The sequence below is a fragment of the Dryocola sharpae genome, from assembly GCF_051307055.1.
Classification (GTDB): Bacteria; Pseudomonadota; Gammaproteobacteria; order Enterobacterales; family Enterobacteriaceae; genus Dryocola.
The window spans coordinates 4,217,352-4,233,032 of sequence record NZ_CP149994.1 but is presented as its reverse complement, the minus strand read 5'-3'; the positions used below and the strand labels follow the sequence as shown (position 1 = coordinate 4,233,032).

12 protein-coding genes, 4 tRNA genes and 1 other RNA gene are annotated in these 15,681 nt (G+C 54.2%); 16 read left to right on the top strand and 1 reads right to left on the bottom strand.

Annotated elements, in window-relative coordinates; all coding sequences use genetic code 11:
• Positions 1-93: 93 nt before the first annotated feature.
• The 16 genes from wecA (at position 94) to WLO31_RS20120 (ending at position 13,227) form a co-directional block, all read left to right on the top strand.
• On the top strand, positions 94-1,194 hold the full coding sequence (gene wecA, locus WLO31_RS20195) for a UDP-N-acetylglucosamine--undecaprenyl-phosphate N-acetylglucosaminephosphotransferase (protein ID WP_435928289.1): 1,101 nt from the start codon (positions 94-96) through the stop codon (positions 1,192-1,194).
• Between the two features lie 23 nt (positions 1,195-1,217).
• Positions 1,218-2,267: an ECA polysaccharide chain length modulation protein gene (gene wzzE, locus WLO31_RS20190; protein ID WP_435928288.1), complete on the top strand. Its 1,050-nt coding sequence runs from the start codon at positions 1,218-1,220 to the stop codon at positions 2,265-2,267.
• A gap of 61 nt (positions 2,268-2,328) precedes the next feature.
• Positions 2,329-3,459, top strand: a complete 1,131-nt coding sequence (gene wecB / locus WLO31_RS20185) for a non-hydrolyzing UDP-N-acetylglucosamine 2-epimerase (RefSeq protein ID WP_435928287.1) — start codon at positions 2,329-2,331, stop codon at positions 3,457-3,459.
• The gene (gene wecC, locus WLO31_RS20180; protein ID WP_435928286.1) at positions 3,456-4,718 is read left to right on the top strand and encodes a UDP-N-acetyl-D-mannosamine dehydrogenase; all 1,263 of its coding nucleotides are present in this window, start codon (positions 3,456-3,458) and stop codon (positions 4,716-4,718) included. The genes wecB and wecC overlap by 4 nt, the downstream gene beginning before the upstream one ends.
• Positions 4,719-4,740: 22 nt before the next feature.
• Positions 4,741-5,418, top strand: a complete 678-nt coding sequence (gene rffC, locus WLO31_RS20175; protein WP_435928285.1) for a dTDP-4-amino-4,6-dideoxy-D-galactose acyltransferase — start codon at positions 4,741-4,743, stop codon at positions 5,416-5,418.
• Positions 5,419-5,422: 4 nt separating this feature from the next.
• A complete protein-coding gene (rffA, locus tag WLO31_RS20170; protein ID WP_435928284.1) occupies positions 5,423-6,553 on the top strand; it encodes a dTDP-4-amino-4,6-dideoxygalactose transaminase in 1,131 nt (376 codons plus the stop codon).
• A 1-nt stretch (position 6,554) separates the two neighbouring features.
• Positions 6,555-7,805 carry a lipid III flippase WzxE gene (wzxE, locus tag WLO31_RS20165; protein ID WP_435928283.1) on the top strand — a complete coding sequence of 417 codons (1,251 nt, stop codon included), beginning with the start codon at positions 6,555-6,557 and terminating at the stop codon, positions 7,803-7,805.
• A complete protein-coding gene (locus tag WLO31_RS20160) occupies positions 7,802-8,881 on the top strand; it encodes a TDP-N-acetylfucosamine:lipid II N-acetylfucosaminyltransferase (RefSeq protein ID WP_435928282.1) in 1,080 nt (359 codons plus the stop codon). The genes wzxE and WLO31_RS20160 overlap by 4 nt, the downstream gene beginning before the upstream one ends.
• Positions 8,878-10,233, top strand: a complete 1,356-nt coding sequence (gene wzyE / locus WLO31_RS20155) for an ECA oligosaccharide polymerase (protein WP_435928281.1) — start codon at positions 8,878-8,880, stop codon at positions 10,231-10,233. Before WLO31_RS20160 ends, wzyE begins: the two co-directional genes overlap by 4 nt.
• 19 nt (positions 10,234-10,252) lie before the next feature.
• On the top strand, positions 10,253-10,993 hold the full coding sequence (gene wecG / locus WLO31_RS20150) for a lipopolysaccharide N-acetylmannosaminouronosyltransferase (RefSeq protein WP_435928280.1): 741 nt from the start codon (positions 10,253-10,255) through the stop codon (positions 10,991-10,993).
• A gap of 151 nt (positions 10,994-11,144) precedes the next feature.
• On the top strand, positions 11,145-12,515 hold the full coding sequence (thrP, locus tag WLO31_RS20145) for a bifunctional threonine/serine APC transporter ThrP (protein ID WP_435928279.1): 1,371 nt from the start codon (positions 11,145-11,147) through the stop codon (positions 12,513-12,515).
• A gap of 117 nt (positions 12,516-12,632) precedes the next feature.
• Positions 12,633-12,709, top strand: a tRNA-Arg gene (locus tag WLO31_RS20140).
• Between the two features lie 62 nt (positions 12,710-12,771).
• A tRNA-His gene (locus tag WLO31_RS20135) sits at positions 12,772-12,847 on the top strand.
• 19 nt (positions 12,848-12,866) lie between these two features.
• Positions 12,867-12,953, top strand: a tRNA-Leu gene (locus WLO31_RS20130).
• Between the two features lie 49 nt (positions 12,954-13,002).
• A tRNA-Pro gene (locus WLO31_RS20125) sits at positions 13,003-13,079 on the top strand.
• 30 nt (positions 13,080-13,109) lie between these two features.
• A non-coding RNA gene (locus tag WLO31_RS20120) (RtT sRNA) lies at positions 13,110-13,227 on the top strand.
• 1,255 nt (positions 13,228-14,482) lie between these two features.
• On the opposite strand, the gene hemY is transcribed toward WLO31_RS20120, so the two are convergent.
• Entirely contained in the window at positions 14,483-15,679 is a 1,197-nt protein-coding gene (gene hemY, locus WLO31_RS20115; RefSeq protein ID WP_435928277.1) for a protoheme IX biogenesis protein HemY, read from the bottom strand.
• Between the last annotated feature and the right edge of the window lie 2 nt (positions 15,680-15,681).

Sequence of the window (15,681 nt, the reverse complement as noted above, 5' to 3'; positions counted from 1 at the left end):
AATGCTCTAAGTTTATATTAAAATAACCGTTAAATATGAATTTGGTATGATTTTTGCTTTAATAACTGCATGATTTAGCAGAGAGCGTTTACCGTGAACTTACTCAGTCTGAGTACAGACCTCATTTTTGTCTTTGTCTTCACTCTTGTCTTTTTGTTTTTTGCCCGCAAAGCGGCGAAAAAAGTCGGCTTGGTAGATAGACCAAATTACCGTAAGCGACATCAGGGCCTGATCCCACTGGTCGGAGGAGTATCTGTCTATGCGGGTGTATGCATTGCATTTTTCTTCGCCTGGCTTTTCTCCAGATATTATATCCCACACGCACGGCTCTATTTAGTTTGTGCTGGCATTCTTGTGCTTGTTGGTGCTCTCGACGATCGTTTCGACATCAGCGTAAAGTTCCGCGCGCTTGCTCAAGCTTTTGTTGCTATCTTAATGATGGCCTGTGCTGGTCTCTACCTTTCTAGCTTTGGTTATATTCTGGGTTCCTGGGAGTTCCTTCTGGGGCCTTTTGGTTATATCTTAACGTTGTTTGCTGTCTGGGCTGCGATTAATGCTTTCAACATGGTTGATGGTATAGATGGGCTTCTCGGCGGCCTTTCCAGTGTTTCTTTTGCAGGTCTTGGCGTCATACTCTTTTTTAACGGACAAACCAGTCTCGCGATGTGGTGCTTCACCATGATAGCGGCGACCCTTCCTTACATTCTGCTCAACCTGGGTGCGCTCGGGAAACGATATAAAGTGTTTATGGGCGATGCCGGCAGCACTTTTATCGGCTTTACGTTGATTTGGATACTGCTACAAACCACGCAAGGGGCAACGCATCCAATCAGCCCTGTCACGGCGTTATGGATTATTGCTATTCCGCTGATGGATATGATTGCCATTATGTACCGCCGATTACGTAAAGGATTGAGTCCTTTTTCAGCCGACCGACAGCATATTCATCATCTAATTATGCGAGCAGGCTTTACTTCCCGTCAGGCATTCGCTTTGATAACGGTTGCAGCGGCTTTATTAGCTACTTTTGGCGTAGTAGCTGAATACTATATGGTTATTCCGGAATGGGTAATGTTGGCATTATTCTTGCTAGCATTTGTGCTCTATGATTATTGCATTAAGCGCGCCTGGAGAGTGGCCCGCTTCATAAGACGCTTCAAGCGTCGTCAACGCAGAAACAGCAGCATTTCTTAATCCTGAATTGAATTGGGGAAGTGATGAGACAACATGTGCCAGGAAGTAACCCGGGAATGGTGGACAACGAGCTGGACATTCGTGGTTTGTTCCGGACACTGTGGAGAGGAAAGTTCTGGATTGCGGGCATGGCGGTAGCGTTCGCCATCGTCGCCCTGGTTTACACCTTTTTTGCCCGCCAGGAGTGGAGCGCCAACGCCATCACCGATCGCCCGACGGTCAATATGCTGGGAGGCTACTACTCTCAGCAGCAATTCCTGCGTAATCTCGATATCAAAGCCAATATGGTCCCTGTCGATCAGCCTTCCGTTATGGACGAAGCCTATAAAGAGTTCATCATGCAGCTCTCAGCCTACGATACCCGACGCGATTTCTGGCTACAGACCGATTACTACAAGCAGCGTCAGTCAGGAAACAGTAAAGCGGACGCCGCTCTGCTTGATGAGATGGTGGACAACATCCAGTTCACCGCAGGCGATATCACCCGTAGCCTTAACGACAGCGTCAAGCTGATTGCTGAGACCGCTGCGGATGCAAATAACCTGCTACGACAATACGTCGCTTTTGCCAGCCAGCGTGCGGCAAGCCATCTGAACGAAGAGCTGACGGGCGCCTGGGCCGCCCGCACCATCCAGATGAAAGCGCAGGTTAAACGGCAGGAAGCCGTGGCCAAATCTATTTACGATCGCAAAGTGAAAAGCACTGAACAGGCGCTGAAAATCGCCGAGCAGCAAAATATCGCCCGCAGCGAAACGGAAGTACCTGCGGATGAGCTGCCTGACTCTGAAATGTTCATGCTGGGACGCCCGATGCTCCAGGCAAGGCTTGAAAGCCTGCAGGCCGTGGGCCCCGCCTATGACATCGACTACGATCAGAATCGCGCCATGCTTTCAACTTTAAACGTGGGCCCAACGCTCGATCCGCGTTTCCAGACTTATCGTTATTTACGTACCCCAGAAGAGCCCGTTAAGCGCGATAGCCCGCGCCGTGCGTTCTTATTAATTATGTGGGGTGCGGTTGGGGCCCTGACAGGCGCTGGTGTGGCATTGGCCCGCCGTCCTAAAGCGTTATAACGCCCTTGCCTGGTGAAGGCCCGACGAACGGCCTTCACCTTTTTAACAAAAGAGAATCGCTGTGAAAGTGTTAACTGTTTTTGGCACGCGACCGGAAGCCATTAAAATGGCGCCGCTGGTTCATGCGTTGACAAAAGACGCGTTTTTTGACGCGAAGGTATGCGTGACGGCCCAGCATCGCGAGATGCTCGATCAGGTATTGAGTTTATTTTCGATCCAGCCAGATTACGATCTCAACATCATGAGCCCAGGGCAGGGGCTGACGGAAATAACCTGTCGGATACTTGAAGGGCTAAAGCCAATCCTTGAGTCGTTCAAGCCCGACGTAGTGCTGGTTCATGGCGACACCACCACGACAGTTGCCACCAGCCTTGCCGCATTTTACCAGCGCATTCCAGTGGGTCACGTTGAGGCGGGGCTGCGCACGGGCGATCTTTATTCGCCGTGGCCGGAAGAGGCTAACCGTACGCTAACCGGGCATCTTGCCATGTACCACTTTGCCCCTACTGAGAATTCGCGGCAGAACCTGCTGCGCGAAAACATCAGCGATAATAAAATCTTCGTGACGGGAAATACGGTAATTGACGCGCTCATTTCCGTGCGTGACCGCGTACTGGCTGATGACGAACTGCGCAGCAGCCTCGCGCAGTATCACCCGTTTTTAGACAGCGCTAAAAAGCTTATCCTGGTAACCGGACACCGCCGTGAAAGCTTCGGCGATGGATTTGAGCGTATTTGTCATGCGCTGGCAGAGATTGCCAAAGAAAACAGCGATGTGCAGATAGTCTACCCGGTACATCTCAACCCTAACGTTAGCGAGCCGGTAGAACGTATTCTGGGCCATGTGGAAAACGTGGTGCTTGTCAAACCGCAGGAATACCTGCCGTTTGTCTACCTGATGAACCACGCGTATCTGATTTTGACAGATTCCGGCGGCATTCAGGAGGAAGCGCCGTCGCTTGGCAAACCGGTGCTGGTTATGCGCGACACCACGGAGCGCCCGGAAGCGGTGAAAGCGGGCACGGTCCGTCTGGTGGGCACCGATACGCGAAATATCGTCCGTGAGGTTACGCGCCTGCTGCGCGATGAAAATGAATATCAAATCATGAGCCGTGCGCATAACCCCTACGGGGACGGCACCGCTTGCGAACGTATTTTGACCGCCCTAAAGAACAATCAGGTGAAACTATGAGTTTTTCAACCATCTCCGTTATTGGTCTTGGCTACATTGGCTTGCCCACGGCGGCGGCGTTTGCTTCCCGCCAGAAAAACGTAGTAGGCATCGATATTAACCAGCATGCGGTGGAGACCATTAACCGCGGTGCCATTCATATTGTTGAGCCGGAGTTGGATAAGGTCGTTAAAACCGCAGTCGAGGCGGGGTTTTTGCGAGCCAGCACGCAACCTGTCGAGGCGGATGCTTATCTGATTGCAGTGCCAACGCCTTTTCAGGACGAGCATGAGCCGGACATGGCTTTTGTAAAGGCCGCGGCGGTATCTATCGCGCCGGTTCTGAAAAAGGGTGCTTTAGTGATTCTGGAATCCACATCGCCGGTAGGCTCCACCGAACAAATGGCCGAATGGCTGGCAGCCCTGCGTCCGGATCTCTCCTTCCCGCAGCAGGCGGGTGAAGCGGCGGATATCAATGTCGCCTACTGTCCGGAACGCGTATTGCCAGGGCAGGTCATGGTGGAGCTGATTAAAAACGACCGCGTGATCGGCGGCATGACGCCAGTTTGCTCAGCGCGCGCCAGCGAGCTTTATAAAATCTTCCTGGAAGGCGAGTGCGTTATCACCAACTCCCGCACGGCGGAAATGTGCAAGCTGACGGAAAACAGCTTCCGCGACGTTAATATCGCCTTTGCGAACGAGCTTTCGCTAATTTGTGCCGACCAGGATATCAACGTATGGGAGCTTATACGTCTGGCGAATCGCCACCCGCGCGTGAACATTCTTCAGCCGGGTCCCGGTGTCGGCGGGCACTGTATTGCCGTCGACCCGTGGTTTATCGTTGCTCAGAATCCGCAGCAGGCGCGTTTGATTCGTACCGCTCGTGAAGTCAACGACGGCAAACCGCACTGGGTTGTGAATCAGGTCAAAGCGGCCGTTGCGGACAGCCTGGCCGAAAGCGGTAAGCGCGCAGGCGAACTGAAAATCGCCTGTTTTGGTCTGGCGTTCAAACCAAACATTGACGATCTGCGCGAAAGCCCGGCGATGGAAATCGCTGAGATGATTGCCAGCTGGCACAGCGGTGAAACGCTGGTGGTCGAACCGAATATTCATCAGCTTCCGAAGAAACTGGAAGGGCATTGCCAGCTGGCGAGTCTCGATGCTGCCCTGCAGCAGGCCGATGTGCTGGTCATGCTGGTTGACCATAACGAATTCAAAGCCATCGCGGGTGAGAAAATCCAGCAGCGCTGGGTTGTCGATACCAAAGGCGTCTGGCGTTAACCCGTTATTCCGAGGCTAAGCTATGAACGGTCCGCTTCGCGCCCGGCTTGATGCTCTGACATGGGAAAATCAGTTCTTTGGCGTTAACAGCGCCATTGTTCGTTTTGCGGACGACGCGCCCGAGCTGGCCACAGAGCAGCTTGCGGCTTACGGGCGCGTGCAGGCAAAAATTCCGGCCCACCGCGCTGATTTGCTCGACGCTTTACAGCAGCTCGGCTTTCGGTTAGTTGAAGGCGAAGTCGATCTGGCGCTGCCCGTTGGCACAGAAAATGCTGCATCTTCTGTTGTTGCACAGGAAGCTGATATTCCTGTTCTGCGCGAAATGGCCGCTCAGGTCTTTACGCAAAGCCGTTTCCGCGCGCCCTGGTATCGGCCCGCCGATAGCGGCCGATTTTATGCTCAATGGGTTGAAAATGCGGTGCTCGGCACGTTTGACCATCAGTGTCTGTTGTTGAAAAACGGCGATGAAATACAGGGCTTCGTCAGCCTGCGTCAGTTAAACGAGCGCGAAGCGCGGATTGGCTTGTTGGCGGGTCGTGGAGCAGGTGAACAGCTCATGCATGCCGCGCGCTTATGGTGCCAGCAGCGCGGGCTGACAACGCTGCGTGTTGCCACGCAGATAAGCAATACCGCGGCTTTGCGACGTTATATTCAAAGCGGTGCCACCGTAGATAGCACCGCCTTCTGGTTATACAGGTGAAAAAATGATCCCATTTAATGCTCCGCCAGTAGTAGGTACGGAAATCGAATACATGCAGGCTGCGATGGGAAGCGGCAAGCTTTGCGGCGACGGCGGCTTTACGCGCCGCTGCCAGCAGTGGATGGAACAGCGTTTCGGCAGCAAAAAAGTGCTGCTAACGCCATCCTGCACGGCCTCGCTGGAGATGGCTGCGCTACTGCTGGATATCAAGCCTGGTGACGAAGTCATCATGCCAAGCTACACCTTTGTTTCAACGGCGAACGCCTTCGTGCTGCGCGGCGCAAAAATTGTGTTTGTCGATCTGCGTCCGGACACCATGAACATCGATGAAACGTTGATTGAAGCGGCGATTACCGAAAAGACGCGCGCTATCGTGCCGGTGCACTACGCGGGCGTTGCCTGTGAAATGGACACCATTATGGCGCTGGCGAAGAAACACAATCTGTTCGTGGTAGAAGATGCCGCGCAGGGCGTGATGTCGACCTACAAAGGCCGTGCGCTGGGCTCCATCGGCCACATCGGCTGCTTCAGCTTCCATGAAACGAAAAACTACACCGCCGGCGGCGAAGGCGGCGCGACGCTCATCAACGATCCGTCGTTAATCGATCGCGCTGAAATCATTCGCGAAAAGGGTACCAACCGCAGCCAGTTCTTCCGCGGACAGGTGGATAAATACACCTGGCGAGACATTGGTTCGAGCTATCTGATGGCCGATTTACAGGCCGCCTATTTATGGGCGCAGCTTGAAGCCGCTGAGAAGATTAACCAGCAGCGCCTTAAGCTCTGGCAGGCTTACCATGATGCGCTAGCGCCGCTGGCTCTCGCAGGCCGTATCGAATTACCTGTCGTGCCGAAGGATTGTGTGCAAAACGCCCACATGTTTTATATCAAACTACGTGATGTGGAAGACCGCACCGCGCTGATTTCGTATCTCAAAGAAGCCGAAATCATGGCCGTATTCCACTATATTCCGCTGCACGCCTGCCCGGCCGGCGAAAAGTTTGGCTACTTCCACGGCGAAGACCGGTTCACAACCAAAGAGAGTGAACGCCTGGTGCGCCTGCCGCTGTTCTATAACCTCTCTTCGGTTAATCAACGTGCTGTTATCAATACGTTGCTGACCTACCTCTCCTGATATGTCGCTGGCTAAAGCCTCAGCGTGGACCGCCGGGTCCACGCTGGTAAAAATCGCCGCCGGTCTGCTGGTGGTCAAACTTCTGGCGGTGGCGTTTGGCCCGAGCGGCGTAGGGCTTGCGGGTAACTTTCGTCAGATGATTACCGTACTGGGCGTGCTGGCGGGGGCCGGTATTTTTAACGGCGTCACTAAATACGTCGCTCAGTATCATGACGATCCGCAAGAGCTTCGCAAAGTCATCGGCACCTCATCGGCGATGGTATTGGGGTTCTCAACCCTGCTGGCGGTTATTTTTGTCGTGGCGGCTAAACCGATCTGCATCGGGCTGTTTGGTCACGACCACTATCAGGGCCTGGTGCGTCTGGTGGCGCTGGTGCAGATGGGGATCGCCTGGGCGAACCTGTCGCTGGCTATCATGAAAGGCTTCCGGGATGCGGCGGGTAACGCGCTGGCGTTGATCGGCGGCAGCTTTATCGGCGTGGTCGCTTACTATCTTTGCTATCGCTCAGGTGGCTATCAGGGCGCGCTGCTTGGTCTGGCGCTGGTGCCAGCGCTGGTGCTTATCCCTGCAGGCTTCATGCTGGTACGACGCGAACACGTCCCGCTGGCCTGGCTGAAACCGCAGTGGGACAAGGTTTACGCCAGCAGCCTGGGAAAATTTACGCTCATGGCGTTGATTACCTCCATCACGCTGCCCGTTGCTTACGTGATGATGCGTAACCTGCTCGCCGAGCACTATAGCTGGGACGAGGTGGGGATCTGGCAGGGCGTCAGCAGTATTTCAGATGCCTACCTCCAGTTCATTACCGCGTCTTTCAGCGTGTACCTGCTGCCGACCTTATCAAGGCTGACGGCTAAGCAGGAGATCGGCCGCGAAATTGTTCGCTCACTGAAGTTCGTGCTCCCCGCGGTAGCCGCGGCCAGTTTTACCGTCTGGCTTCTGCGTGATTTTGCCATCTGGTTGCTTTTCTCACAGAAGTTTATCGCGATGCGCGATCTGTTCGCCTGGCAGCTGGTGGGCGACGTGCTGAAAGTGGGAGCCTATGTTTTCGGCTACTTAGTCATCGCCAAAGCCGCGTTGCGCTTTTATATTTTGACTGAAATCACCCAGTTTGCTTTATTAACCGGCTTTTCACGCTGGTTGATTCCAGCCCATGGCGCACTGGGCGCCGCGCAGGCCTATATGGCAACCTATATTGTTTACTTCGCGCTCTGCTGTGGCGTGTTTCTTATTTATCGTAGACGAGCATGATGACACTGATTCACGTACTGGGATCGGATATCCCGCATCATAACCAGACGGTACTGCGCTTCTTTAACGACGCTTTAGCCGCCTCGCATCCGCACGCGCGCATTTTTTTGGTGGTTTCAACGGACAGCGCTTTACCGTCTGCTTTCCCTGAGCTTGCGATTACGCTCTTTCCGACGAAAAAAGCGCTGGCCGGAGCGGTAACACAAAAAGCCCGCGCAAACCGCCAGCAGCGGTTTTTCTTCCACGGCCAGTTTAATAGCGCCTTGTGGATTGCCTTGCTGACAGGCGGTCTGAAGCCTGCGCAGGTGAGCTGGCATATCTGGGGAGCCGATTTGTATGAGGCTTCACGGAGCCTCAAGTTCCGTCTTTTTTACCTGCTGCGTCGTATTGCTCAGGGTCGCGTTGGCCGGGTATTCGCCACGCGCGGCGATCTTAACTATCTTCACCAGCGCCATCCGCGCGTGCCCGGGGAGCTGCTGTACTTCCCGACGCGTATGGACCCCACGCTCAATGAAATGAGCCACGAAGAAAAAACGGGCGATAATCTCACTTTGCTGGTCGGGAATTCCGGCGATCGCAGTAACCAGCATATCGCCGCGTTGCAGGCGATTCACGCTCGGTTCGGCGATAACGTGCGTGTCGTGGTGCCAATGGGCTACCCGATAAATAACAGCGCTTATATCAATGAAGTGCAGCAGGCGGGCAGCGCCTTATTCAGCGAAGATAACCTGCAGATCCTGACCGAAAAAATCGACTTTAACGACTACCTTGCGCTGCTGCGCCAGTGCGATTTGGGCTATTTTATTTTTGACAGGCAGCAGGGCATCGGCACGCTTTGCCTGCTGATTCAGGCCGGCATTCCTTGCGTATTGAGCCGTAAAAATCCGTTCTGGCAGGATATGGTAGAACAGCATGTTCCCGTGCTGTTTACCGGCGATCCGCTGGATAAAACGGTTATACGTGAAGCGCAGCGCCAGCTACGCTTATTAGATAAACAGCAGATTGCCTTTTTTAATCCCAACTATCTTGAAGGCTGGGATCGGGCGTTAGCAATCGCATCAGGAGAAACCGCATGAGTTTGCTGCAATTTGGCGGTCTGTTTGTGGTGTGGTTTATTTCCGTCATGTTTATCGGTCTGCTGACATACCAGGAGTTCCGCAAGGTACGCTTCAATTTTAACGTCTTCTTCTCGCTACTTTATCTGCTGACCTTTTTCTTCGGCTTCCCCTTTACCTGTACGCTGGTCTTCCGGTTCGGGGTGAACGTCGTTCCTGCGGATGTACTGCTGCAGGCGCAGCTGGCGGCAACCTGCTTCTATGGTATTTATTACGTCGCCTATAAAACGCGCCTGCGAGCGAAGCCGCCCGCAGGCGCCGTGCGCCGTCCGTTGTTCACCATGAATCGCGTCGAAACGCATCTGACATGGGTGATGCTGGCGCTGGTTGCGCTGGTGAGCGTTGGCGTCTTCTTTATGCACAACGGCTTTTTGCTGTTTAAGCTGCACTCCTACAGCCAGATATTCTCCAGCGAAGTTTCAGGCGTCGCGCTTAAGCGCTTCTTCTACTTCTTTATTCCGGCGATGCTGGTGGTCTACTTCCTGAAGCAGGATGGCCGCGCGTGGATGTTCTTCCTCGTCAGCACCGTGGCGTTTGGCCTGCTGACCTACATGATAGTCGGCGGCACGCGCGCCAATATCATTATCGCTTTCGCCATCTTCCTGTTTATCGGCATTATTCGCGGCTGGATTTCCCTCTGGATGCTGGCGGCGGCCGGGGTATTTGGCATTGTGGGCATGTTCTGGCTGGCATTGAAACGCTACGGGCTGAACGTAAGCGGCGACGAGGCTTTTTATACTTTCCTTTACCTGACCCGCGATACGTTCTCGCCGTGGGAAAACCTGGCGTTACTGCTGCAAAACTACGACAAAATCGAGTTTCAGGGACTGGCGCCCATCGCGCGTGATTTCTACGTGTTTATTCCAACCTGGGTATGGCCGGATCGTCCAGGCATTGTGCTTAACAGCGCTAACTACTTTACCTGGGAGATCCTGAATAATCACTCGGGGCTGGCGATTTCCCCTACGCTTATCGGCTCGCTGGTGGTGATGGGCGGCGTATGGTTTATCCTGCCGGGCGCGTTTGCGGTTGGTCTGATTATCAAATGGTTCGACTGGCTGTATGAACTTGGCAACCGGGAAACCAATCGCTATAAAGCCGCTATCCTCCATAGCTTCTGCTTCGGGGCGATTTTTAACATGATAGTGCTGGCTCGTGAAGGCGTGGACTCTTTTGTCTCCCGCGTCGTTTTCTTCATGATGGTATTTGGCATTTGTCTTGTACTGGCCAAGCTTCTTTACTGGTTATTTGATAGTGCGGGTCTGATACATCAACGACTGCGGCGCATGCCGGGCGTGGAAGCCGGAGCCTGAGCGGATGATAAGGAACACTATGAACGAGTCGATCTCTGCCCCTACCTATACCATTCGCGGCCTGGCGCTGCTGGGCTGGCGTGATATGCAGCACGCGCTGGATTATCTCTATGCGGACGGCTCGCTGCGGTCGGGAACGCTGGTGGCGATCAACGCCGAGAAAGTGTTGACGGCGGAACGCGATCGCGACGTTCGCGAACTCATTGATGCGGCAGAGTTTAAATATGCGGACGGCATAAGCGTCGTGCGTTCAATCCGGAAAAAATATCCTGCGGCGCAGGTGTCGCGTGTGCCGGGAGCCGACCTTTGGGAAGCGCTGATGGAAAAAGCCGGACGCGAGGGTACGCCGGTCTTTCTGGTGGGCGGCAAGCCTGAGATCCTGGCCCAGACGGAAGCGAAACTTCGCAAGCTCTGGAATGTGAATATCGTGGGTAGCCAGGATGGCTACTTTAAAGCGCAGGAGCGGCAGGCGATGTTTGAGCGCATTCGTGACAGCGGCGCGGCGATTGTGACCGTGGCGATGGGGTCGCCGCGGCAGGAAATCCTGATGCGCGACTGCCGCAAAGTTTACCCGCAGGCTCTGTACATGGGCGTTGGCGGCACCTACGATGTCTTTACCGGCCATGTTAAACGCGCGCCGAAGATCTGGCAGAAGCTGGGCCTGGAGTGGCTTTACCGACTGCTGTCCCAGCCGAGCCGCCTCGGCCGCCAGCTCAAGCTGCTGCGCTATCTGGCCTGGCACTACACAGGCCGCCTGTAAGCAGTAAAAAGGCGCTCAACGGAGCGCCTTTCGTTGCCGCCTCCCTCTTACCACACCAAATTTGTTAACGGTTGATTTGTATTTTTGTAAAAAATACGAAACCATTGCGCCCCTTTAAAGGCCGCCGGTGGGTGAGCAGACTGAGGAATTTATGGCAGAGAAACAAGCGGAGCTTCAGCGAGGCCTTGAGGCCCGGCACATCGAGCTTATTGCGCTGGGCGGCACTATCGGTGTCGGCCTGTTTATGGGGGCGGCCAGCACGCTAAAGTGGGCCGGTCCTTCCGTGCTGCTGGCTTACATTATCGCCGGCCTGTTCGTGTTCTTTATTATGCGCTCCATGGGCGAGATGCTGTTTCTTGAGCCGGTAGCCGGCTCGTTTGCCGTCTACGCGCACCGCTATATGAGTCCTTTTTTTGGCTACCTTACCGCCTGGTCTTACTGGTTTATGTGGATGGCGGTGGGGATATCGGAAATTACCGCAACAGGGCTTTACGTCCAGTACTGGTTCCCCGATTTACCGCAATGGCTGCCGGCGCTTCTCGCCGTTGGGCTTGTGGCGCTGGCGAACCTGGCGGCGGTGCGGCTGTACGGTGAGATTGAATTTTGGTTTGCGGCGATCAAGGTCACCACCATTATCGTGATGATAGCGGTTGGGCTGGGCATGATTTTCTTTGGTCTGGGTAATCATGGTCAGCCTGTTGGCTTCGGCAACCTTACCGAACACGGCGGGTTCTTTGCCGGTGGCTGGAAAGGTTTTCTGACCGCGCTCTGTATCGTTGTGGCGTCATATCAGGGCGTTGAGCTGATTGGTATTACCGCCGGGGAAGCAAAAAATCCGCAGGTCACCTTGCGCAGCGCGGTTGGTAAGGTGCTGTGGCGTATCCTGATTTTCTACGTGGGTGCGATTTTTATTATCGTGACTATCTTCCCGTGGAATCAGACTGGCAATACCGGCAGCCCGTTTGTGCTAACTTTCGCAAAAATCGGCATCACCGCGGCGGCGGGCATCATCAACTTTGTGGTGCTGACCGCCGCGCTCTCCGGCTGTAACAGCGGTATGTATAGCTGTGGCCGTATGCTCTATGCCCTGGCAAAGAACCGCCAGCTCCCGGCCAGGATGGCAAAAGTTTCGCGCAGTGGCGTGCCGGTGGCGGGGGTTGCCGTTTCAATCGCCATTCTGCTGCTGGGTTCGTGCCTGGATTACGTTATCCCTAATCCACAGCGCGTATTCGTATACGTTTATAGCGCAAGCGTGCTGCCGGGTATGGTGCCATGGTTGGTGATTCTTATTAGTCAGGTGCGCTTTCGTAAGGCCCATCGCGAAGCTATAGCCAGCCATCCATTTAAGTCGATCGCGTTCCCATGGGTAAATTACCTGACGATAATGTTCCTGGTCTGTGTATTAATCGGCATGGGTATTAATGAAGAAACGCGTATGTCGCTGACGGTAGGGGCGGGTTTTTTAGTGCTGGTAACGCTGGTTTATAAGGTTTTTGGCCTGAATAAACGACCCTCTGAGTAAAATATGAATGGATAAGCAGCAGACTGCACAAAGCGTAACCAAACTCGCTTTTTATTGAAATAAGCACTAGACAGCCGGGCATGAAGCCCGTAATATCCGACCCCGCAACGGCGCTACGCGCCCGTAGCTCAGCTGGATAGAGCGCTGCCCTCCGGAGGCAGAGGTCTCAGGTTCGAATCCTGTCGGGCGCACCATTTAAAGAATGGCGCTAGAGCTGCGGTGGTAATTAACGTACCGCGTGAAAGATTTTACAGTGGTGGCTATAGCTCAGTTGGTAGAGCCCTGGATTGTGATTCCAGTTGTCGTGGGTTCGAGTCCCATTAGCCACCCCATTAATTTAGTGGTTATGATGCGAAGGTGGCGGAATTGGTAGACGCGCTAGCTTCAGGTGTTAGTGTTCTTACGGACGTGAGGGTTCAAGTCCCTCTCTTCGCACCAATCATCTAAGTTAAGTAAAACTCTGACAACAAGTAAAAGAGTAGTATTTCGGCGAGTAGCGCAGCTTGGTAGCGCAACTGGTTTGGGACCAGTGGGTCGGAGGTTCGAATCCTCTCTCGCCGACCACATTAAGAAAACCCCGCTTCGGCGGGGTTTTTGCTTTTCGGTCGCCAGAGGATGAGAAGCTCCGGGGCAGGGAGGTTCGCGCCGAGCGCAGCGAGACAACGTTGCTTAAGCAACGGCCCGCAGGGGAATAATCCTCTCTCGCCGACCACATTTAAAAAAGGCCAGCTTTCGAGCTGGCCTTTTTGCATTCGGCGTTTATAAAAACGTAGGTTGGATAAGCGTCAGCGCCATCCAACGTTGTTGACCGGATCCCGGCGGATGGCGCGTTGCTTATCCGCCCTACAGGGCTGGCTTTTTGCATCTGAAGCTTATGAAACCGCAGGTTGGATAAGCGTCAGCGCCATCCAACGTTGTTGACCGGCCCGGCGGATGGCGCGTTGCTTATCCGCCCTACAGGGCTGGCTTTTTGCATCTGAAGCTTATGAAACCGCAGGCTGGATAAGCGTCAACGCCATCCAACGTTATTGACCGGCCCGGCGGATGGCACGTTGTTTATCCGCCCTACAGGGCTGGCCTTTTTGCATTCGGCGTTTATAAAAACGTAGGTTGGATAAGCGTCAGCGCCATCCAACGTTGTTGACCGGCCCGGCGGATGGCGCGTTGCTTATCCGCCCTACGGGGCTGGCCTTTTTGCATCTGAAGATTATGAAACCGCAGGCTGGATAAGCGCCAGCGCCATCCAACGTTGTTGACCGGATCCCGGCGGATGGCGCGTTGCTTATCCGCCCTACGGGGCTAGCCTTTTTGCATTTGGCGTTTATAAAAACGTAGGTTGGATAAGCGTCAACGCCATCCAACGTTGTTGACCGCCCGGCGGATGGCGCGTTGTTTATCCGCCCTACAGGGCTGGCCTTTTGCACCTGTTATTTCTGAATACTCCTTTACTTATTTTATGCTCCTGCCCGACTGTCGTAACTTTGCGACAAAATGCATTTGGCTGTCGCTTTTTGGCGACGTTTAACTGGATGATAAATAATACTTTTAATGACGGGCCTTTAAAGTGTCTCCTGAAAGAGACAAGCGAAGCGGGCGCTTCGCTTCCCTGCAGCCCAGGATTAATACGTTATTTTTAACAATAACTACCTGAAATTGTAGGTATTGGGCTGTTTGACGAAATCCTGATTCAAACCTGGCATGCTTCGTGCAATAATCCATCTGTAGATGCTCATTCCATTTCTTATGCTTGCCTCAGGCTTCATAAACCCGGGAATGACGCAGAGCCGATTACGGTGCTTATCGTCCACCGACAGATGTCGCCTCAGGCCTCATCCGACACCATGGACATAACGTTGAGTGAAGCACCACTTAGTTGTCAAAAAGACCTGTTTTAACACCTGCCAACCGGCAGGTGTTTTTTTTTGCGTCAGGCGAAGGGGGAGGGCGAAAGAAATTCGCCCTGGAACTCAAGGAGCAGGATTATTTTGCAGGGTCAGCAGCAGACCATCGCGACGCATCAGCGCGGCTTCTTCCGGCTGATGCAGCCGATCCAGCGAGTCGGCAAGCCAGGCGTAATCAAAGGCGTCAGGGCGCTGCTTAATAGCTTCACGGAAGGCTTCGCTCGCCTGCTGCCATTCGCCACGCTTCATAAACAGCTGGCCCAGCGTGCTGTGCAGAAGAGGACGGTCGCCCTGGGTTTTGATTTGCTGACGCAGCGCTTTTTCCAGCTGTTCCGGATTGCCTGACTTCAGGCGAGGCATCAGCAGAATCAGACGCTCGTCATACTGGCGCTTCAGGCCGTCCAGCACGATTTCCTGCGCGGCTTCATGATCGCCACACTCAATAAGGTGCTCCGCCATCGCCACCTGCAGCGTCGTTTCATGACGTGTTTTGCGGTTCAGGCTGCGCCACCAGGCTTTCAGGCCATCGTTGCCCCGATCTGCCATGGCCTGATCCATCATTCCTATCCACGCCTGCTGTTGCAGCGCAGCGCGATGGGCTTCGTCACCAACCTTAACTTTATCCATAGCAGGAAGGATATCCAGCAAGGAACTCCACGCGCCGGTCCGCACATACGCTTGTTCTGCAAGACGCAGCACTTCCGGGTGGCGAGGCGCGATTTCCAGCAGCTTATCTATGCCATGGCGGGCCGCGTGATTCTCATTTCTGGCGAGCTGCAGACGAACGCGGGTGATTTCTACCGGTAACTGATCGTTGTCCGCCAGCTCCGCTGCCCGCTCCAGATGCTGATTGGCGCGGATTTCATCGCCGCGCTGCTGCGCCGCTTCGGCTGCCAGCAGGTAGTTAACTACGGGCTGTTCGGCGTGATCGGCATTTTTCGCCATCAGCTTCTCAACCTGCTGATAATCCCCCTCGGCCAGCTTCAGCAATGCAGCTTTAGTTTGCTTACGTGCGCGGCTGCTTTTACGTCCCACGAACCAACCACGGGTGCGTGCGCCGGTGCGGAAAATACGGCGCAGTATCCATTCGACAGCGAACAACACGATCATGGTCAGGATCAGAACGATCGCAAGTCCTGTAACGCTGGTTTCCACGTTGTAGTTATCGGTCTGAATCAGGACATAGCCCTGATGACCGGCAAGCATCGGTCCAAGAACGATCCCGGCGATCAGCAGCAGAAAAAGCAATAAGACTTTAATCATGC

Coding starts and splice junctions, on each gene's coding strand:
- wecG (WP_435928280.1), top strand. CDS start 10,253: ATGAACGAGTCGATCTCTGCCCCTACCTATACCATTCGCGGCCTGGCG.
- wzxE (WP_435928283.1), top strand. CDS start 6,555: ATGTCGCTGGCTAAAGCCTCAGCGTGGACCGCCGGGTCCACGCTGGTA.
- rffC (WP_435928285.1), top strand. CDS start 4,741: ATGAACGGTCCGCTTCGCGCCCGGCTTGATGCTCTGACATGGGAAAAT.
- WLO31_RS20160 (WP_435928282.1), top strand. CDS start 7,802: ATGATGACACTGATTCACGTACTGGGATCGGATATCCCGCATCATAAC.
- wzzE (WP_435928288.1), top strand. CDS start 1,218: ATGAGACAACATGTGCCAGGAAGTAACCCGGGAATGGTGGACAACGAG.
- wzyE (WP_435928281.1), top strand. CDS start 8,878: ATGAGTTTGCTGCAATTTGGCGGTCTGTTTGTGGTGTGGTTTATTTCC.
- thrP (WP_435928279.1), top strand. CDS start 11,145: ATGGCAGAGAAACAAGCGGAGCTTCAGCGAGGCCTTGAGGCCCGGCAC.
- hemY (WP_435928277.1), bottom strand. CDS start 15,679: ATGATTAAAGTCTTATTGCTTTTTCTGCTGCTGATCGCCGGGATCGTT.
- wecC (WP_435928286.1), top strand. CDS start 3,456: ATGAGTTTTTCAACCATCTCCGTTATTGGTCTTGGCTACATTGGCTTG.
- rffA (WP_435928284.1), top strand. CDS start 5,423: ATGATCCCATTTAATGCTCCGCCAGTAGTAGGTACGGAAATCGAATAC.